The 25886-nt window shown below is 60.6% G+C and carries 26 protein-coding genes and 3 pseudogenes; 22 read left to right on the forward strand and 7 right to left on the reverse strand.

The window, feature by feature from the left end:
- Positions 1-32 precede the first annotated feature (32 nt).
- The 4 genes from P0D84_RS39860 (at position 33) to P0D84_RS39875 (ending at position 5342) form a co-directional block, all read left to right on the forward strand.
- A complete protein-coding gene (locus P0D84_RS39860) occupies positions 33-821 on the forward strand; it encodes an enoyl-CoA hydratase/isomerase family protein (RefSeq protein WP_408347449.1) in 789 nt (262 codons plus the stop codon).
- Between the two features lie 84 nt (positions 822-905).
- The gene (locus P0D84_RS39865) at positions 906-2627 is read left to right on the forward strand and encodes an AMP-binding protein (RefSeq protein WP_408347452.1); all 1722 of its coding nucleotides are present in this window, start codon (positions 906-908) and stop codon (positions 2625-2627) included.
- A 122-nt stretch (positions 2628-2749) separates the two neighbouring features.
- A complete protein-coding gene (locus tag P0D84_RS39870; protein ID WP_408347455.1) occupies positions 2750-4504 on the forward strand; it encodes an FAD-dependent oxidoreductase in 1755 nt (584 codons plus the stop codon).
- A gap of 187 nt (positions 4505-4691) precedes the next feature.
- A complete protein-coding gene (locus P0D84_RS39875; protein ID WP_408347458.1) occupies positions 4692-5342 on the forward strand; it encodes a TetR/AcrR family transcriptional regulator in 651 nt (216 codons plus the stop codon).
- Positions 5343-5354: 12 nt separating this feature from the next.
- Here P0D84_RS39875 and P0D84_RS39880 read toward each other — a convergent pair whose 3' ends face one another.
- Together P0D84_RS39880 and P0D84_RS39885 are read right to left on the reverse strand one after the other, a co-directional pair.
- On the reverse strand, positions 5355-6422 hold the full coding sequence (locus tag P0D84_RS39880) for a maleylacetate reductase (RefSeq protein ID WP_408347461.1): 1068 nt from the start codon (positions 6420-6422) through the stop codon (positions 5355-5357).
- Positions 6423-6521: 99 nt separating this feature from the next.
- Positions 6522-7406, reverse strand: a complete 885-nt coding sequence (locus tag P0D84_RS39885; protein ID WP_408347464.1) for an intradiol ring-cleavage dioxygenase — start codon at positions 7404-7406, stop codon at positions 6522-6524.
- Between the two features lie 131 nt (positions 7407-7537).
- Between P0D84_RS39885 and P0D84_RS39890 the strand changes: the two genes are divergently transcribed.
- From P0D84_RS39890 to P0D84_RS39900, 3 genes are all read left to right on the forward strand, one after another.
- A complete protein-coding gene (locus P0D84_RS39890; protein WP_408347467.1) occupies positions 7538-8503 on the forward strand; it encodes a LysR family transcriptional regulator in 966 nt (321 codons plus the stop codon).
- Positions 8504-8723: 220 nt separating this feature from the next.
- Complete coding sequence (locus P0D84_RS39895; RefSeq protein ID WP_408347470.1) at positions 8724-9026, forward strand: Dabb family protein; 303 nt, start codon at positions 8724-8726, stop codon at positions 9024-9026.
- 52 nt (positions 9027-9078) lie between these two features.
- Positions 9079-9459 (forward strand): BON domain-containing protein, encoded by a 381-nt coding sequence (locus P0D84_RS39900; protein WP_408347473.1) that lies wholly within the window; start codon positions 9079-9081, stop codon positions 9457-9459.
- A gap of 34 nt (positions 9460-9493) precedes the next feature.
- Here the strand turns inward: P0D84_RS39900 and P0D84_RS39905 are convergent, their stop codons facing one another.
- Positions 9494-10420, reverse strand: a complete 927-nt coding sequence (locus P0D84_RS39905; RefSeq protein WP_408347476.1) for a LysR family transcriptional regulator — start codon at positions 10418-10420, stop codon at positions 9494-9496.
- 178 nt (positions 10421-10598) lie between these two features.
- Between P0D84_RS39905 and P0D84_RS39910 the strand changes: the two genes are divergently transcribed.
- From P0D84_RS39910 to P0D84_RS39945, 8 genes and pseudogenes are all read left to right on the forward strand, one after another.
- Positions 10599-11303, forward strand: coding sequence for a pirin family protein (locus P0D84_RS39910; RefSeq protein ID WP_408347479.1), 705 nt, complete (start codon positions 10599-10601; stop codon positions 11301-11303).
- A 42-nt stretch (positions 11304-11345) separates the two neighbouring features.
- Positions 11346-11768, forward strand: a complete 423-nt coding sequence (locus P0D84_RS39915) for a DoxX family protein (RefSeq protein WP_408347482.1) — start codon at positions 11346-11348, stop codon at positions 11766-11768.
- A gap of 111 nt (positions 11769-11879) precedes the next feature.
- Positions 11880-12539 (forward strand): SDR family NAD(P)-dependent oxidoreductase, encoded by a 660-nt coding sequence (locus tag P0D84_RS39920; RefSeq protein WP_408347485.1) that lies wholly within the window; start codon positions 11880-11882, stop codon positions 12537-12539.
- A gap of 121 nt (positions 12540-12660) precedes the next feature.
- Complete coding sequence (locus P0D84_RS39925) at positions 12661-13380, forward strand: IS6 family transposase (protein WP_408347488.1); 720 nt, start codon at positions 12661-12663, stop codon at positions 13378-13380.
- Positions 13381-14039: 659 nt separating this feature from the next.
- Positions 14040-14300, forward strand: a complete 261-nt coding sequence (locus tag P0D84_RS39930) for a transcriptional regulator (protein WP_408347491.1) — start codon at positions 14040-14042, stop codon at positions 14298-14300.
- Between the two features lie 303 nt (positions 14301-14603).
- The gene (locus P0D84_RS39935; RefSeq protein ID WP_408349716.1) at positions 14604-14690 is read left to right on the forward strand and encodes a hypothetical protein; all 87 of its coding nucleotides are present in this window, start codon (positions 14604-14606) and stop codon (positions 14688-14690) included.
- Between the two features lie 72 nt (positions 14691-14762).
- Positions 14763-15740 carry a DnaJ C-terminal domain-containing protein gene (locus tag P0D84_RS39940; protein WP_408347494.1) on the forward strand — a complete coding sequence of 326 codons (978 nt, stop codon included), beginning with the start codon at positions 14763-14765 and terminating at the stop codon, positions 15738-15740.
- Positions 15737-16053: pseudogene (locus P0D84_RS39945) on the forward strand (chaperone modulator CbpM). Before P0D84_RS39940 ends, P0D84_RS39945 begins: the two are co-directional and overlap by 4 nt.
- Positions 16054-16422: 369 nt before the next feature.
- Here the strand turns inward: P0D84_RS39945 and P0D84_RS39950 are convergent.
- On the reverse strand, positions 16423-16650 hold the full coding sequence (locus P0D84_RS39950; protein WP_408347497.1) for a hypothetical protein: 228 nt from the start codon (positions 16648-16650) through the stop codon (positions 16423-16425).
- A 340-nt stretch (positions 16651-16990) separates the two neighbouring features.
- Here P0D84_RS39950 and P0D84_RS39955 point away from each other — a divergent pair, with 340 nt between their 5' ends.
- Together P0D84_RS39955 and relB are read left to right on the forward strand one after the other, a co-directional pair.
- Positions 16991-17209: a DUF1488 family protein gene (locus tag P0D84_RS39955; RefSeq protein WP_408347500.1), complete on the forward strand. Its 219-nt coding sequence runs from the start codon at positions 16991-16993 to the stop codon at positions 17207-17209.
- A 562-nt stretch (positions 17210-17771) separates the two neighbouring features.
- Positions 17772-18035: a type II toxin-antitoxin system RelB family antitoxin gene (relB, locus tag P0D84_RS39960; protein ID WP_408347503.1), complete on the forward strand. Its 264-nt coding sequence runs from the start codon at positions 17772-17774 to the stop codon at positions 18033-18035.
- A 444-nt stretch (positions 18036-18479) separates the two neighbouring features.
- Here relB and P0D84_RS39965 read toward each other — a convergent pair whose 3' ends face one another.
- A complete protein-coding gene (locus P0D84_RS39965; RefSeq protein WP_408347506.1) occupies positions 18480-18668 on the reverse strand; it encodes a hypothetical protein in 189 nt (62 codons plus the stop codon).
- An 881-nt stretch (positions 18669-19549) separates the two neighbouring features.
- On the opposite strand from P0D84_RS39965, the gene P0D84_RS39970 reads away from it, so the two are divergent.
- Entirely contained in the window at positions 19550-19828 is a 279-nt protein-coding gene (locus tag P0D84_RS39970) for an HU family DNA-binding protein (RefSeq protein WP_408347509.1), read from the forward strand.
- Between the two features lie 285 nt (positions 19829-20113).
- Here the strand turns inward: P0D84_RS39970 and P0D84_RS39975 are convergent.
- Together P0D84_RS39975 and P0D84_RS39980 are read right to left on the reverse strand one after the other, a co-directional pair.
- A pseudogene (locus P0D84_RS39975) lies at positions 20114-21557 on the reverse strand (aldehyde dehydrogenase family protein).
- Between the two features lie 33 nt (positions 21558-21590).
- Positions 21591-21815: pseudogene (locus P0D84_RS39980) on the reverse strand (fumarylacetoacetate hydrolase); the annotation flags it as partial.
- A 108-nt stretch (positions 21816-21923) separates the two neighbouring features.
- Here P0D84_RS39980 and P0D84_RS39985 point away from each other — a divergent pair.
- The 4 genes from P0D84_RS39985 to P0D84_RS40000 all read left to right on the forward strand — a co-directional run bounded on the left by P0D84_RS39985 (position 21924) and on the right by P0D84_RS40000 (position 25878).
- A complete protein-coding gene (locus P0D84_RS39985; RefSeq protein ID WP_408347512.1) occupies positions 21924-23078 on the forward strand; it encodes an IS110 family RNA-guided transposase in 1155 nt (384 codons plus the stop codon).
- A gap of 498 nt (positions 23079-23576) precedes the next feature.
- Positions 23577-23891: a transposase gene (locus P0D84_RS39990; RefSeq protein ID WP_200655180.1), complete on the forward strand. Its 315-nt coding sequence runs from the start codon at positions 23577-23579 to the stop codon at positions 23889-23891.
- Positions 23888-24592 carry an IS3 family transposase gene (locus tag P0D84_RS39995; protein ID WP_408347515.1) on the forward strand — a complete coding sequence of 235 codons (705 nt, stop codon included), beginning with the start codon at positions 23888-23890 and terminating at the stop codon, positions 24590-24592. The genes P0D84_RS39990 and P0D84_RS39995 overlap by 4 nt, the downstream gene beginning before the upstream one ends.
- Positions 24508-25878 (forward strand): IS30 family transposase, encoded by a 1371-nt coding sequence (locus tag P0D84_RS40000; RefSeq protein ID WP_408344547.1) that lies wholly within the window; start codon positions 24508-24510, stop codon positions 25876-25878. Before P0D84_RS39995 ends, P0D84_RS40000 begins: the two co-directional genes overlap by 85 nt.
- The last annotated feature ends 8 nt before the right edge of the window (positions 25879-25886 follow it).

Consider the following 25886-nt stretch of genomic DNA (forward strand, 5'->3'; position numbering starts at 1 on the left):
GGTGACTTTGACTGACAACATGAGGTTAGCAAATGAAGAGCATTCGTTTTGAGCGTCGCGGAAAGGAAGGGCATATCGTGCTGGCGAATCCGCCCTACAACCGGCTTGACGCGCGTTTTTCCCAATGTCTCCGGGACGCGGTTCACGAGGCGAGCGAAAGCGATATCCGGGTTCTCGTCGTTCGTGCGGAAGGGCCGCATTTCAGTCTCGGCGGCGAGGTTCGCGAATGGCCGGGCAAGGACCTGAACTGGTTCCGCACGTTCGTTGCCGAGGTCAATACGTCGTATCGCGCCATCGAGGCCTTGCGTGTGCCGACCGTGGCGGTCGTGCAGGGGCTGGCCTTCGGTGGCGGACTGGAGCTCGCTCTTGCCTGCGATTTCATCGTGGCCGCGTCGAATGCGGTGTTCCGATGCGTCGAGGTCACCACCGCCATGCTGCCCATCGCGGGTGCGCTGCAGCGGCTGGCCGAGCGCGTGGGGCGTAGCCGTGCCTCGCGTTTTGCCATGCTGGGCGAACCGATTCCGGGGAGCCTTGCCGGGGAGCTTGGGATTGCCACACACGTGGCAGAACCGGATCAGCTCGAAAGCGTCGCCCAGGCACTGGTCACGCGACTCGCGGACGGCCCGACGCTGTCGTTTGCGGCGACGCGCACCCTGCTCAAGACGTGGTCGAGTGGCGGGGTGACAGGCGCGGATGCGGCAATGCTCGATATCACCATGGGCTTGTACGTCACGGAAGACGCGATCCGTGGCTTCGCCAACACGGCCGAAGCGTTCGACCGCGACGAGGAGCCTGGCGATCTGGTGTTTTACGGCAAATAGCGCGGCGGCTGTTACAGCAGACGTATGACCCTGGTTCAGTGCACACCTGAACTGTGATTCACAGCAGCGTTGGAGAATGGATTTATGCAAACCTTACCCGGTCCCCTTGCGCTTATTGCACCTGCCGACGGCATGGCCTATGTGCGCGGCGCCGCGAATGTTCCGTTGACCGAAGCCACAATCGGCGAGTTTCTGCGGGATACGGCGCTACGTTTTCCCGACTGGCCAGCCGTGGTGTTCCGCGACCAGGGCGTGCGCTGGACATGGAAAGAATTTGACGAGCGGGTCGACCGGCTTGCCGCGGGTCTGTTGTCCCAGGGGATAGAAAAGGGCGACCGCGTCGGGATCTGGTCGCCCAATCGATTCGAATGGCTGCTCACGCAGTTCGCCACGGCGCGTGTCGGGGCAGTGCTGGTCAACATCAACCCTGCCTACCGGGTTTCGGAACTCGAGTATGCGCTGCGCAAGGTGGGGTGCAAAGCGCTCGTGACGGCCGAGCAATTCAAGAAATCGAAATACGTTTCGATGCTGCTCGACATCGCGCCGGAACTTGCGACGCAACGTCCTGGCGAGCTGCAGTGCGCACGCCTGCCAGAGCTTCGCACCGTGATATCTGTCGGGGACTCCGGCGTACACGGGATCCTGCCGTTTTCTGCTGTGATGCTGGAGGGCGAGGCGATGCTTCGGGCCGAAGGACCAACGACTGTAGCGCTGTCGGCTCGCGACCCAATCAATATCCAGTTCACGAGCGGCACGACGGGAAACCCGAAGGGCGCCACGCTGACGCATCGAAACATCGTCAATAACGGGCGCTTCGTTGCGATGGCGATGAATCTTTCCGAAGTTGATTCGCTCTGCATCCCCGTTCCGCTCTACCACTGCTTTGGGATGGTGCTCGGCGTGCTGGCGTGCGTATCGGCCGGTGCGCAGATGGTCTTCCCGGGTGAAGGGTTCGATGCCGGCGCGACCCTCGCGGCGATCGCTGAAGAACGCTGTACGGCGCTTCATGGGGTGCCGACCATGTTCATCGCGGAACTCGAACATCCGGAATTCTCGACGTTCGACCTGAGCAGTTTGCGCACGGGCATCATGGCGGGTTCACCGTGTCCGGTAGAGACCATGAACCAGGTGGTCGCGAAGATGCACATGCGGGAGGTCACCATTGGATATGGAATGACGGAGACCAGCCCGATATCGTTTCAGAGCGCAACGACAGACCCACTCGATAAGCGCACGACCACCGTCGGACGGATTCAGCCGCACCTCGAAGTGAAGATCGTCGATACCTTTGGCAATACGGTTCCCGTTGGTGAGACTGGAGAACTGTGCACAAAAGGATATTCCGTGATGCTGGGGTACTGGGACGACCACGAAAGGACGCGTGAAAGCGTCGTTGACGGATGGATGCGGACGGGCGACCTGGCCACCATCGACGCCGACGGCTACTGCAATATCGTGGGCCGGCTCAAGGACATGGTGATTCGTGGCGGCGAGAACATTTACCCCCGCGAGATCGAAGAGTACCTCTTCAGGCACCCAAAAATTCAGAACGTACAGGTGTTCGGCGTGCCGGACGAGAAGAACGGCGAGGAACTCTGTGCGTGGATCGTGCTTCGGCAAGGAGAGTATGTGACCGAGGAAGACATTCGGGAATTTTGCCAGGGACAAATCGCGCACTACAAGATCCCCAGGTATGTTCGCTTCGTCGACGATATGCCGTTGACCGTTACAGGGAAGGTTCAGAAATTCGTGATGCGAGAGGAGATGATTCGATCGATGAGTTTGAGCGAGACAAAGACAGCGTGAGAGGGATGTGAAAGCCGGATTGGCAAGCATAACGCGCAATACCAGCTCTCTATTTATTTAGGCATCCACATCGAATATCCGCGTGCATTGGGTGACAGGATCTGATATCAGGAGAAATCGACATGGCAGAAATTACGACAGATGTACTCATCGTGGGGACAGGGCCCGCAGGCTCCGCTTGCGCAGCGCTGCTTTCCACCTACGGTGTCGACAACATGGTCATCAACACGTACCGCTGGCTGGCCAACACGCCGCGTGCGCACATTACCAACCAGCCAACGATGGAGGTCTTGCGCGACCTCGGACAGGAAGTAGAGCAGGAGGCTTATCTGCACGCGACCAGTGATGATCTCATGGGCGGAACGGTATTCTGTGAAAGTCTGACGGGCGAGGAAATCGGCCGCGCGCCGAGCTGGGGCTTGCATCCCACGTCGCGAGGGGAGCGCCGCCTGGCGAGCCCCACCAAAGTGAACGATTTGCCGCAGACGTTCATGGAGCCGCTGTTGTTCAAGACGGCCTGCTCGCGCGGCACTCAGGCGCGCATGAGCACGGACTACGTGAGCCACACGCAGACGGACGACGGCGTGATCACAGTATGCCGTGATCGTTTGAGCGGTGAGGAGTTCACGGTCAAATCAAAGTATCTGGTCGGCGCGGACGGCGGGAACTCCCAGGTCGCGAAGAATGCGGGGCTGCCTTTCGAAGGGAAGATGGGTGTGCGCGGCTCGATGAACATCTGGTTCCGCGCCGATCTCTCGGAGCTTGTCGCGCATCGGCCCGCGGTGCTTTACCCGATCATGCAGCCGGGGGCGGAAGTCGGCGGCATCGGGATGGGGCTGATCCGGATGGTGCGGCCGTGGAATGAGTGGTTGATCGTCTGGGGCTATGACATCAACGACCCGGCTCCGGTCATCGACGAAGCCAAGGCCACGGAGATCGCGCGTCAGCTGGTCGGTAAGCCGGATCTCGAGATCAAGCTGCTGGGGGCGAACACGTGGACGGTCAACAACATGTACGCCACGCGCATGCAGGACGGGCGGGTTTTCTGCATGGGAGACGCCACGCACCGGCACCCGCCGTCGGGCGGCCTGGGTTCCAACACTTCCATTCAGGATGCGTTCAATCTCGCCTGGAAACTCGCCGCAGTGATCAACGGGAAAGCGGGTGCAGCGCTTCTCGATAGCTATACGTTGGAGCGCGCTCCAATCGCAAAGCAGATCGTCACGCGCGCAAATCAGTCGATTGCGGAATTCGCGCCGCTTTACGAGGCGCTTGGAATTGCGGAAACGACGGATGCGAAGGTCATGCAGGCCAACATGCATGCTCGCAGTCTGTCGACTGCGGCTGCGGAAAAGCAGCGAGAGGAAATTCGCGAAGCGTTGGCGTTCAAGAAATATGAACTGGACGCCCACGGGGTCGAAATGAATCAACGCTATCACTCCGGCGCGATTGTCACCGACGGTCAGGAGGAGCCGGCCTTCGAGCGCGATTCAGAACTGTATTACCAGCCGACGACGTGGCCAGGCGCTCGCTTGCCCCACGCCTGGGTGTTCGACAAAAAGGGACGGCAGCACTCGACGCTTGATCTCGCCGGGCATGGACGGTTCACGGTTTTCACAGGACTCGGAGGTGAGGCATGGGTCGAGGCCGCTGCACATGTCGGGGAGGAACTTGGCGTCGAAATCGATGTGCGCGTCATTGGCCCGCGTCAGTCGTATGCGGATCATGCCGGCGAGTGGGCGAGCGTGAAGGGGATCAGCGACTTCGGCTGTCTGCTGATCCGCCCGGACCACCACGTAGCCTGGCGCAGCTTTGAAGGGGTGGTTGATCCGGCTGCCGAACTTCGCCGCGTCATGCAGACCGTACTCGCAAAATAGGCGCTGCCGGCCGCGTCTTACCCCGGGGCGTTCGCGGCGTCCAAGGGGTAGGACGCGCAATAGCAGGAGAGAACGGTGAAGGAGTGGATGCCGCGGACACCATGTGGGACCGATCGTTTTCCCAAGCGGGTGCGTCATGATGAAACAAAACTCTACCGCTAGATATTCCGTCCGGACGCGCCAGCCGGTGGAACTGAAGCGTGCTGGGCAGCAGAGGGCCGAGGAAACCCGTTCGGCAATTCTGCACGCTGCGTTGCTTGAATTCGCGTCGAGGCGTTTCGATGCTGCAAGCATCCGCAGCATTGCCGACCGGATTGGCGTGCGGCATCCGCTCATCACCTACCATTTCCGATCCAAGGAAATTCTGTGGCAGGCCGTTGCCGGATACGTATTCGAGCGTGTGCGCAGTGAACGCGATGCCAATCTGTCGGGCTCGGATTCGGTAAGTGCAGTCGAACGGGTCAAGCTGGCCTATCGGGCGCTATTCCGCTTCAGTGTGGAGTACCCTGAGTTTCATCGCTTCATGCTTCAGGAAGAGCTAGGCTACAGTTCGAGGCTGCAATGGATCGCCGATACGATTCTCAAACCACTGATTGCGTGGCTCCTACCGCAAATTCGCGCCGCTCAGGACGAGCATGCTTTGCCGAAGGTCGAACCTATCATTTTTCACTATATGTTGGTCAGTCTGACGTCGACGCTATCGGGCTTCGGCCCTGAAATCTCGGTGACAAGCAATCTCTCACCGTCCGACCCGGCGTTGGTCGATGCATGCTGGCGCACTATCGAGCAGCTCGTCTTCAAGACATCACCGGCGCAGAGGGCGCCGGCGGGCGGGTGAATACTTCGAGTTTCACGGCTTTGGCGCACTCCCTTCGAATGCGCGCTGAAGCAACGCACGAATCGCATTACGTTCCAGCGGCCGGGGATTCCAGTACGCATTGCTGCACGCGAGGTCGGCGGCGTGGTCCAGCTGGTCTTCGCGCATGCCGATGTCTTTCAACGCGATGGGCGCGCCGTTTGTACGCGCGAGCTCGAATAGACCCTGTGCCGCACTCTCATGTCCCACTGCTCTCGCGACGCGCTTCATGGGGTCGGGCGCAGCCTCGGCGTTGTAAGCGAGCGCATGCGGGAGCACGATCGTATGAGTCGGCGCGTGCGGCAGATCGAAGCTGCCGCCAAGCGTATGGCAGAGCTTGTGATGCAGGGCCATGCCGACGCTTCCGAGAACGGCGCCACATAGCCAGGAACCGTACAAGGCGTCGGCGCGCGCAGACGGGTCGTCTGGACTGGCGACGATGGCGGGCAGGCTGCGCGCGAGCGCCGTGATGCCTTCTTCCGCCATCAGGCTCGTAAGCGGATTCGCGTCACGCGAATATAGGCCTTCTGCCGCGTGCGCAATAGCGTTGATCCCGCTTGTTACCGACATGCCAACGGGGAGGGTGAGCGTCAGGTCCGGGTCGTATATCACGGTTTTGGGCATGACGCGAATATCGGTCCCAGTTCGCTTCAGGCCTGCGTCCGTCAGCCCGTATATCGGTGTCATTTCGCTACCGGCATAAGTGGTGGGCAACGCGAGAATGGGCAGGCTCGACTCGAGCGCAATCGCTTTGGCGAGCCCAATTGCTGACCCGCCACCGGCAGCGATGATGCAATCGGCGCCCAACGAGGCCGCGACCGTTCGTGCTTCGACAGCCAGTTCGAGTGGCACGTGCATGGCGGCGCGATCGAAAAGACCCGCTGAGTGGCTTCCGAGCTGCTCCGCCACCGACGCGCCGAGTGCGTGCTGTTCCGGGCTGCAGAGAACCAGCGCGCGCTGTTCGCCGAGCGCCAGCAGTTCGCGCCCTAGATGCACGCGTGATCCATTACCAAATACGACACGCGTTGCGCGACCGTTATAGACAAAGTCGGAGAGGGGCACGGGGGACCTCGTGGAAGGAGAGAATTTTCTGTTGACGAGCTCGTCGAGGGCCCTTGGTCAAGACCAGACTTTCAGGTGCGGGCAGCTAGAAACGCCGGATCACGACGCGTGGCCGACAGGATTGAGAACGAACTCATAGTCGAGCGTGTAAAACGGCGTGTCCATCAACGTGCCGTCCGGTGCCACGCCTGGCGGGTGCTCAATCCAGTCAGCCACCAGGGTCGAGCGCACGCCGAACACGGCGTCCGAGTCGAGGTACTTGTCCCCGTTACGGAAGATATGCGTGATCACAGGCTCGTACCCGGCCGCGTTGATCCAGAAATGCAGGTGTGCGGGCCGCCACGGATGTCGTCCGAGCGCTTCGAGCATCCGCCCAACCGGACCGTCATGAGGAATCGGATATGCCTCGGCGAGGATCGAGCGAAAGTGAAAGCGTCCATCAGCAAGCGTGCGCAGGCGACCGCGGCCTTGATGCTTTACTTCGGCTTGCTGCTGGGCAGCATACTGCACGTCGTAGTAGCCATCTTCGTCCGATTGCCAGACTTCGATCGTCGCACCCGGCACCGGTTCCCCATTGAGACCGCGAACGTAGCCGCTAACAAAGCACGGCAGCCCTGCTGCGCCATTGGATATGTCTTCGCCGTTCTCATAGTCGGGCGCCCCTTCGACAAAGAACGGCCCGAGCACGGTGGTCTCGGTGCAGGTGGGAGGCTTGCGGTTGTTTTGCGTCGTGGTCAGCATCGACAGGCCTAGGGTGTCCGATAAAAGGATGAACTCCTGGCGTTTGTCATCAGTGATGTGGCCGACTTCGGTAAGGAAATTGATTGCGTAGGTCCACTCGCTCTCGGTCAGCTTGACTTCACGTGCGAAGGAATGCAAATGTTGGACGAGACTGATCATGACCGTATGCAGCCTGTCATTGCTGCAGTCAGACATTGCCGCAAGCACTGCTTGCGTGATGGTGTCCTCGCTGATATTGCGCATTATTGTCTCCGGGATTTTGCTTGCTGAGCGCACCACGGGAAGGTGGCCATGTCGGCACTCTAGCGATGTTCCAGAAGAAAAAATATGCGCTATAGTGAAAACATATTTCCATTGGGCGGAAGAATCATCGCATGGACCGCTATACGCAAATGGAGTTCTTTGCGCTGACAGCCGAACTCGGCAGCCTGTCCAAAGCTGCGGAACGCCTGGGCATTTCAAATGCAGCGGCGAGCCGGATGCTGAGCGCGCTCGAAGATCGTTTAGGGACACGTCTGGTCGAGCGCACTACGCGCCGACTGTGGCTCACGGACGCAGGACGCGAGTATCAACAGCGTTGCGCGTCGATCCTCGCGGAGATCGCGGATGCCGATACCGCTGTCAGTGATATGGCGAGGCGGCCGAGGGGCGTACTGCGTGTCACGAGTTCGGTGTCGTTCGCTGTCTTGCATATTGCCCCGTGGCTGCCGGAATTCAGGCAACGCTATCCTGAACTGTCCGTGCAGATCACGGCGGCGAACCGTTATCCGAATTTTATCGAAGCGGGCATCGATTGCGCGATTCGCACGCGCGAACACGAGGGGGACTCGGGCATAACCGTACGGCGGTTGGCGCACACGCGCCGCGTGCTGGCCGCGTCCCCGGCGTATCTCGCCAGGCACGGCGTGCCGCAGACGCCCGACGACATTGCAAACCATGGCGTGCTCGTTTATAGCTACGCGACGAACCCCTTTCTGCTCGAATTCAAGCGAGGCCGGGAGCGGCGCAGCATTGCAATCAGCGCGGTGCTGGAGTCGAACGAAGGACAAGTCATCTGCGCAGCGGCGCGGGCCGGGCTCGGCATTGTGGTGCAGCCGCTCTACATCGTGCACGACGATATCATCGCCGGACGGCTGGTTCCTTTGCTGGGCGACTGGGATTTGCCACCGCTGACAATCAATCTCGCCTATCAGAGTCGACGAAACCAGCCTGCGAAGATTCGGGTATTTGCCGACGCGTTGACCGAGCACGTCAGGAATCTGGACCTGGAGAATCGCTGGAACGCAGTGCCCAAAAGTGCCCTCGCTGCACGAACCGCGCAGAAAACCCCGGTTCGCTGATTCCGGATAGCTCGACAGCGTGCGTTGCGGGTTTCTGACGCCATTCTTCCACTAAGTGGAAATCAATTTTTCCGCACGCGCATTTTTCTTGCCCGGAAACAGATCTATCGTTAACTCAAAATTTGGCGACCGGAAAATATAAAGAGGTGGAGCGGATGGTAAAGAAATGCTACAGCTTCGACCACGACTTCGTTTTGAATCCGCTTCGTGAGACAGAGCAATGATCAGGCACATTGTGATGTGGCGTGTGGCAGGCAAGACCGCGAGGGAGCGCCGCGAGACGGCCAGACGCGTCAAACTGGAGTTCGAGAGCCTTCGAGGCTTGATTCCGGGTTTGCTGGAGATGGATGTGGGGCTTGATATCAGTGAAGTCGACTATGCGTGCGACGTCGTTCTCGTGGCCGATTTCGAATCACGCGCCGCCCTCGAAGTCTATGCGAACCACCCGGAACACCTTCGGGTTCGCGAGGCGCTTGCCGGTCTGCGAGAGGCGCGTCACCAGGTTGATTACGATGCAAGCTGATCGCGCTGCCGTGACTACTATGCAGGCTCTTTAAAACATCAGGGTGGAACCAATGAGGACGACATATAAAGCGGCATTGTTGGCGATAGCGGCTTGTCTTTCGACTGTTGTTCTTGCCCAGGGACCGACATCGGCCCCGGCTGCGCAAAGCGACGCCGCAGTAACCGGTCAAGCGTCTCAACCCGGGGGCTCGAAGAAAGCCGACCGGGCCGCGAACCGCTCATTTGCGAAGAAAGTGCACCAGGTGCTGAACAGGACGAAGGGCCTGGCGGGGACGGACATTGCGGTATTTGCGAACGCACAAACGGGGGAGGTGATTCTGAGCGGCTTCATTGATACCCCAGACCAGGAACACATCGCAACGGACGCTGCCAGCAAGGTGCAAGGTGTCACGTCGGTTAGCAGCAAAATCGTGCAGCGGCCCCAGCTCTAGTTTAAAAAATCGCACGACGCACCGCGCTGACTCATCAATGGCCGTACCACTTTTCGTTGAACGCTTCGAATCCCGCAACGAGTGCGTCGAGCAGGTGTCGGACAGCCGGAACCATGCCTCGGCGCGTGGCGAAGATCGCGTGCACGAGGCCTGGCGTCGAAGCCAGGTCGGGCAGCAGGTGCCGTAGCCGGCCAGCCTGAATGTCGTCCCCGACAAGTTCGCGAGGCAGCAAGGCCACGCCGACGCCTTGCATTGCGGCGATCCTCAGGCTGGCCAGATCGTCTGTCGCCAATCGCGGGTGATGTGTCAACGAGGTCGCCTGACCCTTGGTGTCGACCAGGTTCCACGCAAACCGTCCGCTGCCGTTCGCCATCGAGAGGGTTGGCCATTCTTTCAGCGATTCGAGGGAGCCGGGCGCCGGATGGCGCGCCGCCAATTCCGGACTGGCAACCAGAATGTGGATAGACAAGCCGAGTTGCCGGACTGCGAGATCGGTGTTTTCGAGCGGGGGACGCCTGACCCGGATCGCAAAATCCAGACCTTCCTCGACGACATCCACACGGCGGTTGGTCGCATCGAGCAGTACCTGGACTTGCGGGTTGTCGTCTATGTATCTGGAAATGATCGCGGAGACACCGGAACTCAGTAATGCCACCGGACAACTGACGCGAACCGTGCCCTGAGGCATGGTTCGCGTCTGGTCGACGATGTCTTTGGCAGCCTTCGATTCCGCCACCACGGCGAGGCAATGCTCATGGAACTGCCGGCCGGTTTCCGTCAGCGACAGGCTGCGGCTCGTGCGATTGAGCAGGCGGACCTGAAGCTCCTCTTCCAATGCGCGAACACGCCGGCTGAGCTTTGACGTTTGCATGCCGCGGGTTCGGGCGGCAGCCGTGAAGCTTCCGTGCTCGACCACCTCCGCGAAGATCCTCAGGTCATTGAGGTCATTGATCTGGTTCATTGGCGAGTCTCAATGGAGTTTCATCTTTCTATCACGGGCAACGTTGCATTGCAATTCAGGAGATATGCGCATGATCGTTGCGTATATAGCATTCCGTGACGGTCTGAATCATTACGGTATCGGTGGCCGCCGATCTTGCGACTGTCCCATGTTTGGGCGGCGGGAAAAAGGAAGCGACATGTTTGAACACCGGCGTTGGGAATCACTGGGAAGAGCCGATCTCGGCTGGCTGCGCGCGAAGCACCATTTTGCTGTCAGCGCGGACGACAATCCCGAACACGACGCTGTGGGTCCCTTGATCGTCTGGAACGACGATGAGATTGCGGTCGGCGGTGGCTTCCCGATGCATGGGCACCGCGACATGGAAATCATCACCTATGTGCGCCAGGGTGTGCTCGGGCATCGCGATACTTTGGGATCCGAAGGAACAATCCGCGCGGGTGATGTTCAGGTGATGAGCGCGGGCACCGGTATCCGCCACACCGAGTTCAACAAGGGCGATGTACCACTCAAGCTCTATCAGATCTGGTTGGTGCCTCGCGAGGCCGGCGGCGAACCCCGATGGGACATGAAGCAGTTTCCCAAGGGCGAGCGCTCCGGGCGCTTCGTCGTGCTTGCGAGCGGTTTCGCCAGAGACGAAGGCGCGCTTCCCATTCGTGCGAATGCGCGGCTGCTTGGCGCAACGCTAAAGGCAGGCGAGCGCATCTGGCAGGCGTTGAGTCCGTCGCGTTGTGCGTATCTGGTGGTGGCACCGGGACGAATCGAAGTCAACGGCGAACTCATGGGTCCGCTGGACGGTGCCGCGATTACGAAAGTGCCGGCGGTCGAAATAACGGCGCTCGAAGATTCCGAGCTGATGATGGTGGACACCGGCCAGGTGTAATTTTCATAGTCCACCTACGTGAGTCAATTTCAGGAGGTCATCATGGATCGTTACAAGTTTCTGCCGCTGTTGGGCCGTATCATGATCGGAGCACCGTTCGCCGCGAGCGGGCTGGGCAAACTCGGCGCATACGCCGCGACGGTCGGCTATATCGCGGCGATGGGTTTGCCGGTACCGCCGCTCGCGTACATTGCCGCGGTGGCCGTCGAACTGGGCGGCGGCTTGCTGTTGCTGTCGGGATATCGTGCGCGCTACGTGTCGCTCGCGATGGCGGTGTTCTGTCTCGTCACGGCGGCTTTCTTCCACCACAATTTCGCAGATCAGAACCAGATGATTCACTTCCTCAAGAATGTGATGATGGCTGGCGGCCTTCTGCAGATCACCTACTTTGGTGCCGGTGCGTTCAGCCTCGACGCGCGCGCCGGGCGGATCGCCTCGCGTGCCGCGCCGCTCAGCGCGAGCTAGGCGAGCCAGGAAGACGGATCCGTCGAGGCGAACGCTTGCCTGAACGGGTGGGTGATCGTCTCGTCCGGCTGGTTCCTCTGTCGCATCGCTATCCTCAAACGGAGATTCACCGTGTCGAACAGGCTCGCGGGAAAGGTGTGCATCATCACTGGAACAGGCGGGAGCATGGGGCGCGAGGCCGCGCTGGCGTTCGCGCGAGAAGGTGCGCTCGTGGTCGGCTGCGGTTTGTATGCCGACGATGCGCAAGCCACGGTCGATGCAGTGCGCACCGCCGGCGGCACGATGGTGTCGCTGCATCCGTGCGATCTGACGAGACCCGCCGACTGTGGGGCACTCGTCGACCTCGCTGTGCGGACATTTGGCCGTCTCGACGTCCTTTTCAATAACGCCGCGATGGCGTACTTCAACTGGATCGAGGACATCTCGGACGACGAATGGGACCGCAATCGTCGCGAAGAGGTTGATCTGGTGTTCTACCTCGCGCGGGCCGCATGGCCGCATCTGAAAGCAAGCCGCGGCGTGATTGTGAACACGGCTTCCCTGAATGCTCTCATGAGCTTCAAGAACCTCGGCTCGCTTGGGGTGATCGAAACCAACCAGACGCGAGAGCAGCTGAAAAATCCGGAGTGGGCCGGCTACATGCTTGGCAAGACGTCGGTCGACTTGGACGGCCCGAGGAAGTGGCGAACGTCGCTTTTTCTGGCCTCCGATGATAGTTCGTACGTGACCGGCGTCGACATCGTCGTCGACGGCGGAATGAAGGTCTGGTAATCGCCCGGTCGAGTCCGGTCGAGGGCTCGATCGCCGGGCAATTCGTCCTGCTGATGGTTCTGGTGCAAATATGCTCATTGGACCGGTTAAAGTAGCGATCCAATCAATCTGGTGGGCGGCGATGAGCAAGAGGAAGGGGCTGGAGGGGTTGTTCGATGGCCGGCATTTTGATCGGGAGATCATTGTCCTGTGTGTGCGCTGGTATCTTCGCTACAAGCTCAGCCTGCGCGATCTGGTCGAGATGATGGCCGAGCGGGGATTGTCGCTGGCACACACCACGTTCATGCGTTGGGTAAAGCGCTTTACGCCGGAGTTCGTCAAGCGCTGGAACCGGTTTGGCATGCCCACTGGCCGGTCATGGCGTGTTGACGAGACCTATCTGAAGATTCGTGGCAAGTGGGTCTATCTCTACCGGGCGGTAGATCGGGTCGGCCAGACAGTGGACTTCATGCTCAGGGCAAAGCGCGATGTGAGCGCGGCCAAAGCCTTTTTCAGCAAGGCCATCAAACATCAGGGCCAGCCACCGGAGACGATCACGCTCGATGGGTATGCCGCCTCGCACCGGGCCGTGCGCGAGATGATCGCTGACGCTCTGCTGCCTGAGGGGACGCGTGTGCGCTCCTCGAAGTATCTGAATAACGTGATCGAACAGGATCATCGAAACATCAAATCCAGAACGAACGTGATGCTCGGATTCAAACGATTCAGGTGTGCGAAGACCACGATTTCAGGCATCGAGTTGATGCACCGCATCCGCAAGGGTCAGTTCAATCTCCGCACTCTCGGACTCAAGGATACTACTGCACCCGCCGTCTGGAATTCTGTCCTATTCAATAAATAAGGCATCCTTATGTATTGGAGATGTCTCGGTTTCACCAGCTGTTTGCACCAGAGCCGCGTCGGTCATGGTATTGCTCCGGATTTATCCCATTTTGAGTGTAGCCCTGTTGTGGCCAACGAGCCTCAACTATCGGTCTGCGCATGGACTGATCCGTCCATTCGCATCGGCTCGTCCAGCGAGCAGACGTTGCTGTCGGCGCAGATACGAGCTCGGGCGCTTTGCGCGATTGCTACTGATAGCGGCACCGTGCAAACAATCTCCGGGCGGGACAACGTCACGCGATGACATGCTTCGACGCAGGGGCCTTGCGCAGAAGTGACATACCTCGAGCGTGGCTTTGCGTCTTTTGCGGCACCTGCTGGCGGTTTCGACCGCTCATGGCGATGCGCACACCGATGCAAATTGCGACGGGTCATGAAGCATGGCAGGAACTATGACAAAACTGTCTGGACAGTTTTCCATCGAGCGCGTGCACGAAAGCTGTACGCTGGTGGTTCCCGACCGCGACGGGATCGGACCCAGATAAGCGCACGGCATCCGGCTTTCATCACCTCAGGCGCAGCTGCGACGCACTCGGGCACTGCGTAACGTTCTGGGATTATGGCGACGTCGCGAAGGGGACCACGAATATCGGTGTCGAACAGACGGGAGGGCGGAAGATGCGACTGATCGAACCTGATGAACGCCAGGCTTTCCTGGCGACCTTGCAGCGCAAGGGACTGGCAGAAGGTGAATTCGAACTGCTGGAATCGGATACGACTGACCCGAAGGGCGACGAGAATGTCGGTCTGCAGGGATATGTCACCGTAACGAGACTATCAACACAAATTGCGAGGGAATACCCAATCGGCTTCGAAACCGGCTGGGTGCAGCATTTCAGGCAGGATCTGGAAGCTGGTGTCTTCGATAAGCAGGAGTGAGATCCCACATCTCATTGAGCTGCAGGTAAGAGTTGACCGGCCACCCGGTGCCAGCTTAGTCTCACTACCTGTCGCACGGACCGGGGCTGACTGATTCCGCATCGCGTTATTTCGCGGGCTACCCAATAATCGGCGCTTCAGGCAACGCTTGTGCCCATTCGCGTCAGGCGGGTTCGTCTGTGCGGGCACCCGAAGGAACGATTGCAGACGACATCACGAGTTGCCTGAAGCGCTGCGTGCGACGTCAGGGTGGCGACCTTGTCGTGATGGGCACGCAGGGGCAGGCATGGCGTGGGCAGGCCCGTGCTTGGCAGTATCGCCGAGCAGTTCCTGCGCATGTCGACTTGCCCAGTCATGCTGATCCGATCCGAGACAGGCCTGTCGCAGTGAAGCCGCGTACCGAAGGTGCAACTTTGCCGGCCTATCCGGATTGGTATAAAGTCAATCCTCGACCGCTACGCGATGGGTGCGCATTGCCGCATCCGTTCCCCATGGGTCTGCCGCCAGTATGAAATACAAAGACTCTTGGGTCTCGAGCGCAGAGCGTCTCAGGAGGACGTCAAACGTTCGTATCGGAAGCTCGCGCGCAAGTACCACCCGGACGTCAGCAAGCACACTGACGCCGAAGATCGCTTCAAGGAACTGGGTGAAGCCTACGAGGTGCTCAAGGACCCGGAGAAGCGCGCGGCTTACGACCGCATGGGCAGCGAGTGGCGCAACGGTCAGGACTTCCAGCCGCCGCCGAACTGGGACGAGGGCTTCGAATTCCGCGGCGCGGGCAACGAGGCCGGCCAACAAGCCGATTTCCACGATCTCTTCGAGCAGATGTTCGGCGGCGCGCGTGGCGCGCATCCGCGGCAGCGGCCTTTCGATGTGCGCGGCGAAGACCATCACGCGAAGGTACTGATCGATCTCGAAGATTCCTATCGCGGCGCCCAGCGCTCGATTTCGCTGCAAATGCCGATGATCGATGCGCAAGGCCATGTTTCGCTAGAAACGCGTACGCTCGATGTATCCATTCCAAAGGGGATTCGCGGGGGCCAGCACTTGCGGCTGAGCGGGCAGGGAGCCGCAGGCGCCACGCCCGGAACTGCCGGCGACCTCTACCTGGAAATCGCCTTTCGCGAACACCCGCGCTTTCGCGTGGACGGGCGCGACGTCCCGCTCGAGTTGCCGGTGGCACCGTGGGAAGCTGGCCTCGGCGCGCAGGTTACCGTGCCGACGCCTGACGGTTCGGTCGAGATGACGGTGCCAGCGGATTCTGCCGGCGGCAGGCGCTTGCGGCTCAACGGCAAGGGCATTCCAGGCAACCCGCCAGGCGACCTATATGTGATTCTGAACATCGTGCTGCCGCCGGCGGATAGCGACACTGCGAAGGCCGCTTACGATGCGATGCAGCGGACGTTCAACTTCAATCCTCGCGCGCACTTCTATCGGTGATCATCGTGAAAGAGACGAGTACGACGACCTATTTGCAAGGGCAGATTGTCGACGAGAACGTCGAGTTCACCCTGGTTGAATTGAGCCGGGTGAGCGGGGCATCGGAGGAGGAATTGACGCACTGGGTGTCTGAAGGCGTGTTTGAGCCTATGGGCGAGCGGCCGCAGGAGTGGCGCTTCAGCGGCGCGTGCGGACTGCGCAGCGGCTGGCACACGACTTTCAGATCAACCCTCCCGGCGTCGCGCTAGCCCTCGATCTGCTCGACGAGATCGACGCATTACGCGCGCGTGTGAAGCGCCCTCGCGGAAGCTAGGCGAGCCTATGCGTGATGTCTTGTTGCATTGACACCGGCTGAGATGTTTCCGAATAGCTCTGTGCATCTATATAACCCCAGCGATTTCGATAGAAATTCGCGTTCAGCGTGGTCCGCCCCCTAATTCTGGCAGCCCTGTCGGGTACCCAGCGTCTTCTCTTCAGACTGTGACAAAGTGGCGCCCATCAGATCGGAAATAATGGGCATCACTTTGGTCTCGCCGTCTATAACGGCGGGCGCGAGCCGCTTACGTTAAGTGTCGGTTTCCCACTGTCGTTCACACTGTAGAAACGTCTTCGCCTTGTGGCGCGAATTACAAAAACGCCTGAAGCTCTGCGGGGCGAGTGGCAGCAAGTCCGGCTACGGCGGTCATTCCATCGACGGCGGTTCCATCGGTCCAGCAAACAGTGCGCGGTCGAAGAACGGGTCGTCCAGTTCCAATATTTCATCGTCGCCGAGAAGGACCACAACTAACTGCCGTGAACCGTTCCCAGGCACGTCTGCGATCTCCCCGATTGTTTGCTTCGGCGACCGGTCGTCCGTAAATCGCACCCAGTAGTATCCCGGCGCTACGGGTCGTGTGTCCGTCCAGTCCATAACTGTTACCTCCTGAAATCCCGTGTAGTTGATCGCTACCACATTGTCGAGTTTATCGCGGCATCGTCGACGGCAGTTGGACGGCGCAGTCAGCTAGGAATAGTTGCCAGTCTGTACAGACGAGCGTGCTGTTCGTCGATGCGCTCGCGCGTCGGCGCCGCCGAGCAGATGACTCACAGGAATGTGTGACGTCAATGCCGGCACAGGGTTGCGGGGTAACCACTTTTACTGGGGACGGTCCACGGCCCAATTGCGCGGCCCGTCTGACAGACATTGTTTGTTGACTCCCGAAAGGCCTCACCATTGAACGTTGCTTTTCGAAAAAAACGACTAACCGATCGTGTCGGCCGCCGACGGAAGCAGAATCGATTTCCGGCTGGCCCAAGCGACTGACTTCGCCGAATGTGCAATCACTCGCGAAGCACTCGAAGTCCATTTCTGGCTGCCACCACGCGCCAATGCGAGCCGCATGTTCAAAGCCTTCGACGACGGCCGGAATCGTGTCGTCGCGGTCGCGCAAAGAAAAATGCGGCTCGGCCGGGCTATCCGGTTCGACTGACCAGTCACGACTTCGCCGCGAGACGTCAGGGAGGCCGAGTCTTGGGCACGGTAAGCGGAAATGGTATTGATTTGACTCCGATCGCTGTCCCTTGGGTGCAATCTTGTAAAAAAGCGCGACCGTCCATGTTCATGTCATGTCGAGTGTTGATCATTTCTTTTATGTAAATGTTCTGAATCACAATGGATAGGAATCCGAAAAATACCGGCCAGGCTGCCGCTGTCAGAAATTCGCTCGTAAATCCCGTCGTTAAAATAAGAAGGATTATCTTAATACCACGGTTTCAGAATGGGTTCTTTTGAAAACGCAGCTTCACGGATTGGCGTGCAAGCGCCTTAGTGCGGATATGGGATGTCAGCGCCGACACAACGCCGGTAACCCTGCAGACCCTGAAGACCCAGCAGACACCCAGATGAAACCGCAGCGTGGATGACGTTCGCCATCGACGCTGCGCCTTTGGCAGACCGCGATCTGTGCTGTCCGGGACCGCCCCGTCCGGTCGTGGTAAAACAGCGCGCGAATGCGCCGGTGTGCGGCGCACAGACGCAATCAGGAGCACAGGTTGAGAAGGAAGTCAGAGAACAGGTCGCAGGTCATCGCGGTACGCGTCGAGCCGGCAATCGAACAGCGATTGAGAGTGCTGGCGGAGGTCACCGGGCGCAGCCAGTCGTTTTTTCTCAAGCAGCTGATCGAGAAGGGCATCGACGCGATGGAAGACGCGTGGCTGCCGCAGGAGGTGGTTGCGCAGGTCCGCAGCGGGGATCTGCCCGCACGGCAGCGTGGCACCACCTTGGATCTGTTCGGGGATTCGATTTGCGACCGGTGAGCAAGGGCGTCCTACGGATGCCCATTATTGATGCTTTGACGGGCAGCGAGACGGCGCAACTCGCCGACTTCGTTCAGATCAAACGAGCTGCCACTTGGTCCTGACATCCAGGGTATGAAAGTTGTGGCTTTCATACCCTTCGCTTGCGGACACGACGGTGGCAGTGAGCACTAGAAGCCTGAGGGGAACGCATCGAGGCGTCGGGTTCAAGCCGGCGAACTGCGGCGCGACGGCGCGGGCACCTGGTATCTGGCGGCATGGATCCGACGGAGACGGAATGGTCGGAGCGGCTTGGGGTGACCGCCGGCACGCTGGCGCGTGACGTTGCCGCTGTAAGTTACCCACTCGCTTTGCGCTATCGGCGTGCCGCAACGACGTCCGCGGTATCGGTATCGCGGAAGACAGGTCGGTCCGGGCAGGCGGCGGCAGTTCCCGCGCGCTTGCTCAGAACCCGACACCTATGCCGACGCCGACCCCACCGCCGAGGCTGCCGCCTCCCACGCCCACGCCTATGCTCGGGCCCGGCGCGTAGTAGCCAGGACCATAGGCAGGATCGCTGTAACCGTACGGCGGGGCAGCAACACATCCCGAGAGGGCCGCTGCCAGCGCTAGAAAGCCGAGAAGTCTGAGCATGATGGTCTCCCGTGGACGAACTGCGCAGCAAGACCTGATCCCGGTTCTGGCGGGGTCAATTAGTGTTGGCCCGTCGCGACCTGAAGCGCTTCCGCCCGCCAGCCCGATATCCCGCGTTTAGGCGACGCATGCAGAGTGTCAGATGTTGTTTTTCGCTGGCAGGAATTGTTATACGGAGTCTCGTTATACGGAGTCTCGTGCTTTACGGTTACTGCTCCGGAAGTAAGGGCGATTCCCGACTTTTAGTGTGTGTTCAGGCCGACCGTCCCGTTGGGGCGGTCGGCCAATTCTTATTTGCCGTCCGGCAGGGCGGATGGGCGGTGCAGGGGGGCGAAAGTGACGCTCTCGGCGTCAATGGAAATAATACGACTTATCACCATTGAAACGATCAAAAAGCGCCGGAATGGATGCCGCGCAGCCGTTCTCAAAGTCGGCGCGGAATTAAGGGGTGGATAGTTGCAGCTATCTACCCCTTCATTTGCGGACACTGGGCCTAATATGAGCCGGACGGCGTCGCCGGATCGCATCATGGGGTGATGACGCGGTGCGCCGACCGTGACCTGAGGACGCGGGACTGGATCGCTGTGGTAGTCCGCAGGCGCGAAGCGCGCGGTACGCGCAACGGAAGACGTTGAAAACGCAGAGACGTGCGACCCTCGGAAAAGACTGGACCTCCGGCGCAGAACCCGGAGTTTGACGTTTCTCCGTCAGCGTCCTGGACCGTGCACGGGTCAGATTCCCCCAGACGACTTCTTCCGGTGCGTGCCCGGCACGACAGGACGACGGGCCTGTCGCGGACCACCTGCCGCTGCGTGCCGATTGCGCGAAGGCGCGCCGATCGGGTAGGGTGACGAGATTTCAACCACAACGAGGAAGTCACCATGAACAAGCAGGAACTGGTGGATGCAGTCGCCGCGAAGACCGGCGCAAGCAAGGCGGCCGCCGGCGAGGCGATCGATGCGTTTATCGACACGGTCACCGCGGCCGTCACGAAAGGTGACACGGTGCAGCTGATCGGCTTTGGCTCGTTTTCGACGGGGGCGCGCGCCGCGCGCGTCGGCCGCAATCCGGCGACCGGCGCCGAAATCCAGATCGCGGCTGCGAAGACAGTGAAGTTCACGGCGGGCAAGGCGTTCAAGGATGCCGTGAACGGCGCCTGAGACCGGACGCAGGCCGTCGGCCGGATGTCTGCCGACGGCGCGGCTGCCAGCAGTAGCCGCTGCAGGCAGTCGACGAGCTAGAGGGCCAGCCTGACGCCAAGGGGTCTGCTGCCATCGAATGCTTCCTCGATACAACTGATTGTTTAAGCATTTCAAGAGTCGTGTACCCAGCTGCCGGGTAGCCGGGTACCGTTCACGCAGGCCGTGCAGTCGTGTTAAATGCAGCAAGAACTCGATCACCTCCTCCGAGGCTGCCAGTTCTCGCTCGCTATTTCATCGCTTTGCTCAAACGTTCCCGGGAGCGACGTAAGCGGTTTTCACGGTCGTATAGAACTCGCACGCATAGGTGCCTTGTTCACGCGGACCCAGACTCGAACCTTTGCGCCCGCCGAACGGAACGTGGTAATCGACGCCCGCGGTCGCCGTATTGATCATTACCATACCGGCCTGTACGTGACGCTTGAAATGGCTCGCATGAGCCAGCGACATTGTGCAGATGCCGGCGGAAAGGCCGAATGGCGAGTCGTTGGCTACGGCAAGCGCTTCCTCGTAATCCGCGACCTTGATGACGGAAGCGACAGGACCGAACACTTCCTCCGTGTTGATCGTCATCGCCGGGGTCGTGTTGGTGACGAGAGCGGGTGCCAGGAAAAATCCTTCTGTTGCCGAGGGAACACGACCACCGCCAAACACCGAGCCACCTTCGGTGCGTGCGAGTTCGATATAACGCTCGTCCTGTTCCAGCTGTTTGGCGTCGACGACGGGACCGATCTGCGTCGACGCATCCAGCGCGTTACCAATCTTGAGACTGCGCATGCGCGCCTGCATGGCCTCGACAAAACGGTCGTGGATGCCGCTCGTCACGATCAGGCGGCTAGATGCGGTACAACGCTGGCCGGTGGAGCAGAAGGCGCCGTTGATGCACGCCTCGACCGCGACGTCCAGATCGACATCGTCGAGCACGACCATCGGGTTCTTGCCACCCATCTCGAGCTGGAACTTCTTCCCGGTGGCGACGCATTTCGCGGCGATGGCCTGGCCGGTCCCAACCGAGCCCGTGAAGCTGATGGCATCTACGTCAGCTGATTTGACGAGTGTTTTCGCCGACGATCGAACCCGTGCCCATGACGAGACTGATTACGCCCGCCGGTGCACCGCCTTCGGCGATGATCTTGACGAGTTCCCATACGCTTCCCGGCACGAGTTCCGCCGGCTTGATGACGACGCAGTTTCCATGCGCGAGCGCAGGCGCGATCTTCCAGGCGGGAACAGCGATCGGGAAGTTCCACGGCGTAATCAGACCGATGACGCCCAGCGGTTCGCGTGTGACTTCGACCGTCAGTCCCGGGCGAACGGACGGCACAATCTCGCTGCCGACCCGCAATGCCTCGCCCGCAAAAAATTTGAAAATCTGTCCAGCGCGTCCCACTTCGCCGACTGCTTCGGCGAGCGTTTTCCCTTCCTCGCGTGCAAGAAGCTTACCGAGTTCGTTTTTGCGCGCAAGGATGGTGCCGCCGACCTGGTCGAGCAAGTCAAAGCGCTGTTGTGGAGTGCTGAGCGACCATGTGCGAAAGGCTGAGCGTGCAGCCGCCATCGCTTTCTGTGTCTGATCTGCGCTGGCCTGTGCGAAATGGCCGATCACGTCGCTTGTGTCCGAGGGGTTCACATTAGCAGCGAAGTCGTTGCCATCGACCCATTCGCCACCAATGAAGTTCTTGAATTGTGTCATCGTAAATCCGTCAATGATTAAATACTTGCTTGATCAGCTGGGGTTCAGCAGCGAGCGCTCGGCGAGGTTGGCGTACAGCGCACGCACGCCGAATGTCCACGGAGCGATTGCGGTCGACAGCCGCACGATGTTGACGAGTGCGCCAAGCGGACGGGCGCTGATCGTCACGCGGTCGCCGAGCTGATGTGTAAAGCCGCCACCCGGCGCATCGCGATCCTTGATCGGAGAGAACATCGTGCCGAGGAACTGAAGTTGACCCGCAAAAACGGACGCCTATCCTTTTGAAGAGATCCTATGTATAGGGGGGACACCCAATAGGCTGATCGTAAAATCAGTCCGTATGAACCTTACTCAAAGGAGAGGATCATGCGCACAGACGATACACACACGACGTGTTCCGAAACGCTCGTGCTCGCGGTGTCGCTGGAACTGGCGGCAGCGAAATGGAAGGTCGCGCTGCACGACGGTCGTCGCGAGAAGCCGGCCGTGCACACGGTTGCGCAGCCACAGGCCGCGGCCCGCCTGCAGGCCGTACTGAACGTGATCGAACAGCAAAAGCTGAAGTGGTCGCTACCGGCCGGCGTGCGCATCGTCGTCAGCTACGAAGCTGGCCAGGACGCGTTCTGGATCTGTCGCGCGCTGCAGGCACAGGGCATCGAGTGCTACGTCGTCGATCCGGCCAGCATTCCGGTCGAACGCCACCGGCGGCGCGCCAAGACCGACCGGCTCGATGCCATCAAGCTGGTGATCAACCTGCGCGCCTGGCTGCGTGGAGAGCGTGACCGCATGCACGTGGTTCACGTGCCGTCACCGCAGGACGAAGCGTCGCGCCAGCTGATGCGCGATCGCGGACAACTGCAGAAGGAAGTGCTGCAACACCGTGACCGGATGCGCAAACTGCTGGTCACGCTTGGCTGCTGGGATGAGGTCGATCACAAGGCCTTCGCGAGCCGGCTCGCCCGTGATGAGGTGCGGTGCCACGACGGCGCGCCGCTGCCGCTCGAGTTACGGGAGCGACTGCTGCGCGAGTGCGAACGGCTGGCGCTGGCGCAGCAGCAACTCGCGGCACTCGAGAAGACGCGACAGGCGAGCGTGCCGGCGCCGGCGCGCCGGCGAAGCGATGCCCTGGCGCGCCTGAAAGGGATTGGCGAAGTGGGCGCGTCGCGCCTGGCGCTCGAACTGTTCTGGAGGGAGTTCAGCAACCGGCGCCAGGTGGGTGCCTGTGTTGGACTGGTGCCGCAGCCCTACGACAGCGGCCAGAGCCAGGTCGATCAAGGCATCAGCCGGCAGGGCAACCGACGGGTGCGCGCGTTACTGGTCGAGATGGCGTGGGACTGGATCCGCTACCAGCCCGGCAGTGCGCTGACGCAGTGGTTCAACCAGCGCACGCAGGGCACGGGACCGAACCGCCGCGCGCGACGCATTGCGATCGTCGCGGTGGCGCGGCGCCTGGCGATTGCGCTGTGGCGCTATCTGAAGGAAGGCGTGATTCCCGAAGGAGCACAGCTAAAGGCAGCCTGAGCCGAAAGGTACGATGAGCACCCAATGAGTGAAACCCGATATACACAACGTTGAAGTGAACATGCCCGTGGCACCTCCGGGTTACTGACGTAACCGGTCAAGAGATGGGGCATGCTCCCGGAAAAGATTCCGGCGCATCGCGCATGCAGGATAAGGCTGGCTAGGCGCCAGCGGATAGAAGGTGGTCGGACGTCACGTCTGACGCGCGCAACCATCGGCTTCAGACCAGGGGGACGTAGATCGGATCGCAGCAAATTTCGATGCATCATGCGCCTGTATGCCTGGCGAGCATAACCCGTGCTCGCCAGGCATACGCCAGCCTATCGAACTCTTCCTGTGTCAAGGGTCCGCTGGCGCCAGGCTTCGCCCGCCCTTGACACAGCTCATGCGCCTTCGCCACAGGAGGCGCACAAGGAGAAGGCTTTGCCAATGTGGACTTAGACTGCTCCCGTGAAAGCAGACCTTGACAAAGTTCTCCTCATAGAAGGAGGTGCCGAAATGGGCAAGCATCGTACCCCGTACCCGGCGGAATTCCGGGCGCAGATGGTTGAGCTGGTGAAGGCCGGGCGCACGCCGGAGGAACTGGAAAAGGAGTTCGAGCCGACCGCGCAGACCATCTACAACTGGGTGGCACAGGCCGGTCGCGATGCGGGCGTGCGCCATGACGGGCTGACCACCGCCGAGCGGCAGGAGCTTTCGCGGCTGCGTCGCGAGAATCGGCAACTGAAGATGGAAAGAGACATCCTCTCTCACGCAGCGGCCTGGTTTGCCCGGGAGACGGGAGCCGTATCGCCGAAGGATACGGATTCATGAGAGCGAACCGGGCCCGCTGGCCCATCGCCACGATGGCGCGGCTGCTCAGGGTCTCCACGAGCGGCTATTACGGGTGGCTGGCAAGAGAGCCATCGGCGCATGCATGCAGTGACGCGCAGCTGCTGGCGCGCATCCGCACCCTGCATGCGAGCTCGCGCGGCACGTACGGCGCGCCCCGTATTCACGCGCAGCTCGCGCGTGAGGGAGTGCACGTGGGGCGCAAACGGGTGGCGCGTCTGATGCGTCTGGCTGGTCTGTGCGGGGCCAGCCGCCGGCGCTGGAAGCTCACCACACACCAGCGCGCGGGAGCGCGGCGCGCGCCCGATCTGGTGCGCCGCCACTTCAGCGCCGCCGCGCCGAACGTGCTGTGGGTGGCTGATGCCACCTACATTCCGACCGGCGAAGGGTTTCTGTATCTGGCCGTCGTGCTTGATGTATTCAGCCGGCGTATCGTGGGCTGGGCAATGTCTAACCATCTGTACACCGAACTGATGCTACGCGCACTGGACATGGCATTGTTGCAGCGGCGGCCCGTGGGCGTGATCCATCATTCGGACCAGGGGTGTCAAGGCGAATTCAATCGGTCGTTGCAACATCTCGAGATTGGAGGTGTTAAATGGGACGACCACGAGGTTGGGCTGCGCAACAGACGGGGCGGGCATCGATGTCTTCACCGGGCAGGCCAGGTGTCAATCAGTTAGAGACGAAACAAGCATTCTGGAACTGCATTGCCGAGGGAATGGAGAGTGATGCCGCCGCGTTGGCGTGCGGCGTGTCGCAGCCCTTGGGCCCGCGATGGTTTCGCCAGGCTGGAGGCATGCCGCCGATAGATTTGGCGCCGCGCTCGGGTCGCTATTTATCGTTCTCGGAGCGTGAGGAGCTTGCCTTGCTTCGGGCGCAGGACTGCGGGGTTTGCGAGATCGCACGGCGGCTTGGTCGTTCGCCCTCGACCATCTCACGCGAACTGTGCCGCAATGCCGCGACCCGTGGCGGTACGCTGACCTATCGGGCGACGGTCGCGCAGTGGAAAGCCGAGCGAGCGGCAAGGCGGCCCAAGACCAGCAAGCTCGCCGAGAACGAGCGATTACGGGCTTATGTGCAGGACCGACTGGCGAATGCGGTTACCGATGAGAAGGGCCGGCCGATACCGGGACCCAACGTACCGTGGAAGGGAAGACGGCATGGTCGTCGGGCCGACCGGCGTTGGGGCACTTGCTGGAGTCCGGAGCAGATCAGCCGCCGGTTGCGACTTGATTTCCCCGATGATGAGTCTATGCAGATCTCACACGAAGCCATCTATCAAGCACTCTACATTCAGGGCCGTGGTGCATTGCGACGCGAACTCTCTGCGTGTCTGCGTACCGGCCGGGCACTGCGCGTGCCACGGGCCAGAACGCAGCAGCGAGGAAAAAGCTTCATCACCTCCGAGGTGCTGATCAGTGAGCGCCCGGCCGAGGTTGCCGACCGTGCTGTACCTGGGCATTGGGAAGGAGATCTGATCATCGGCCTGAACAGCTCTGCAATTGGCACTTTGGTTGAACGTACGACCCGATTCACAATGCTGCTGCACCTACCGCCCATGCCGGGCCACAATTCTGGCGCTCGGGTGAAGAACGGGCCGGCGTTAGCTGGCCACGGCGCCGAGGCTGTTCGCAATGCCATTGCCGCGAAGATCGCGATGCTGCCCGAGCATTTACGCAAGTCACTAACTTGGGATCAGGGCGCGGAAATGGCCCAGCATGCGCAGCTACAAATCGACACGGGTTTGGCAATCTACTTCTGCGATCCGCGAAGCCCGTGGCAGCGTGGAACTGACGAAAACACCAACGGCCTGTTGCGACAGTACTTCCCCAAAGGCACCGACATCAGTCGATATTCTGAACGCGAACTCGATGCGGTCGCCAACACACTCAACGCCCGACCGCGCAAAGCCCTTCAGTGGAAGACCCCCGCTGAAGCGCTTGAAGAGTTACTATCCACAGCTTAAAAAACAAG

Source organism: Paraburkholderia sp. RL17-337-BIB-A (assembly GCF_046025895.1).
Taxonomy (GTDB): Bacteria; Pseudomonadota; Gammaproteobacteria; order Burkholderiales; family Burkholderiaceae; genus Paraburkholderia; species Paraburkholderia fungorum_C.

Coding starts and splice junctions, on each gene's coding strand:
- P0D84_RS39860 (WP_408347449.1), top strand. CDS start 33: ATGAAGAGCATTCGTTTTGAGCGTCGCGGAAAGGAAGGGCATATCGTG.
- P0D84_RS39865 (WP_408347452.1), top strand. CDS start 906: ATGCAAACCTTACCCGGTCCCCTTGCGCTTATTGCACCTGCCGACGGC.
- P0D84_RS39870 (WP_408347455.1), top strand. CDS start 2,750: ATGGCAGAAATTACGACAGATGTACTCATCGTGGGGACAGGGCCCGCA.
- P0D84_RS39885 (WP_408347464.1), bottom strand. CDS start 7,406: ATGCGCAATATCAGCGAGGACACCATCACGCAAGCAGTGCTTGCGGCA.
- P0D84_RS39890 (WP_408347467.1), top strand. CDS start 7,538: ATGGACCGCTATACGCAAATGGAGTTCTTTGCGCTGACAGCCGAACTC.
- P0D84_RS39895 (WP_408347470.1), top strand. CDS start 8,724: ATGATCAGGCACATTGTGATGTGGCGTGTGGCAGGCAAGACCGCGAGG.
- P0D84_RS39900 (WP_408347473.1), top strand. CDS start 9,079: ATGAGGACGACATATAAAGCGGCATTGTTGGCGATAGCGGCTTGTCTT.
- P0D84_RS39905 (WP_408347476.1), bottom strand. CDS start 10,420: ATGAACCAGATCAATGACCTCAATGACCTGAGGATCTTCGCGGAGGTG.
- P0D84_RS39910 (WP_408347479.1), top strand. CDS start 10,599: ATGTTTGAACACCGGCGTTGGGAATCACTGGGAAGAGCCGATCTCGGC.
- P0D84_RS39915 (WP_408347482.1), top strand. CDS start 11,346: ATGGATCGTTACAAGTTTCTGCCGCTGTTGGGCCGTATCATGATCGGA.
- P0D84_RS39925 (WP_408347488.1), top strand. CDS start 12,661: ATGAGCAAGAGGAAGGGGCTGGAGGGGTTGTTCGATGGCCGGCATTTT.
- P0D84_RS39930 (WP_408347491.1), top strand. CDS start 14,040: ATGCGACTGATCGAACCTGATGAACGCCAGGCTTTCCTGGCGACCTTG.
- P0D84_RS39940 (WP_408347494.1), top strand. CDS start 14,763: ATGGGTGCGCATTGCCGCATCCGTTCCCCATGGGTCTGCCGCCAGTAT.
- P0D84_RS39950 (WP_408347497.1), bottom strand. CDS start 16,650: ATGGACTGGACGGACACACGACCCGTAGCGCCGGGATACTACTGGGTG.
- P0D84_RS39965 (WP_408347506.1), bottom strand. CDS start 18,668: ATGCTCAGACTTCTCGGCTTTCTAGCGCTGGCAGCGGCCCTCTCGGGA.
- P0D84_RS39970 (WP_408347509.1), top strand. CDS start 19,550: ATGAACAAGCAGGAACTGGTGGATGCAGTCGCCGCGAAGACCGGCGCA.
- P0D84_RS39985 (WP_408347512.1), top strand. CDS start 21,924: ATGCGCACAGACGATACACACACGACGTGTTCCGAAACGCTCGTGCTC.
- P0D84_RS39990 (WP_200655180.1), top strand. CDS start 23,577: ATGGGCAAGCATCGTACCCCGTACCCGGCGGAATTCCGGGCGCAGATG.
- P0D84_RS39995 (WP_408347515.1), top strand. CDS start 23,888: ATGAGAGCGAACCGGGCCCGCTGGCCCATCGCCACGATGGCGCGGCTG.
- P0D84_RS40000 (WP_408344547.1), top strand. CDS start 24,508: ATGGGACGACCACGAGGTTGGGCTGCGCAACAGACGGGGCGGGCATCG.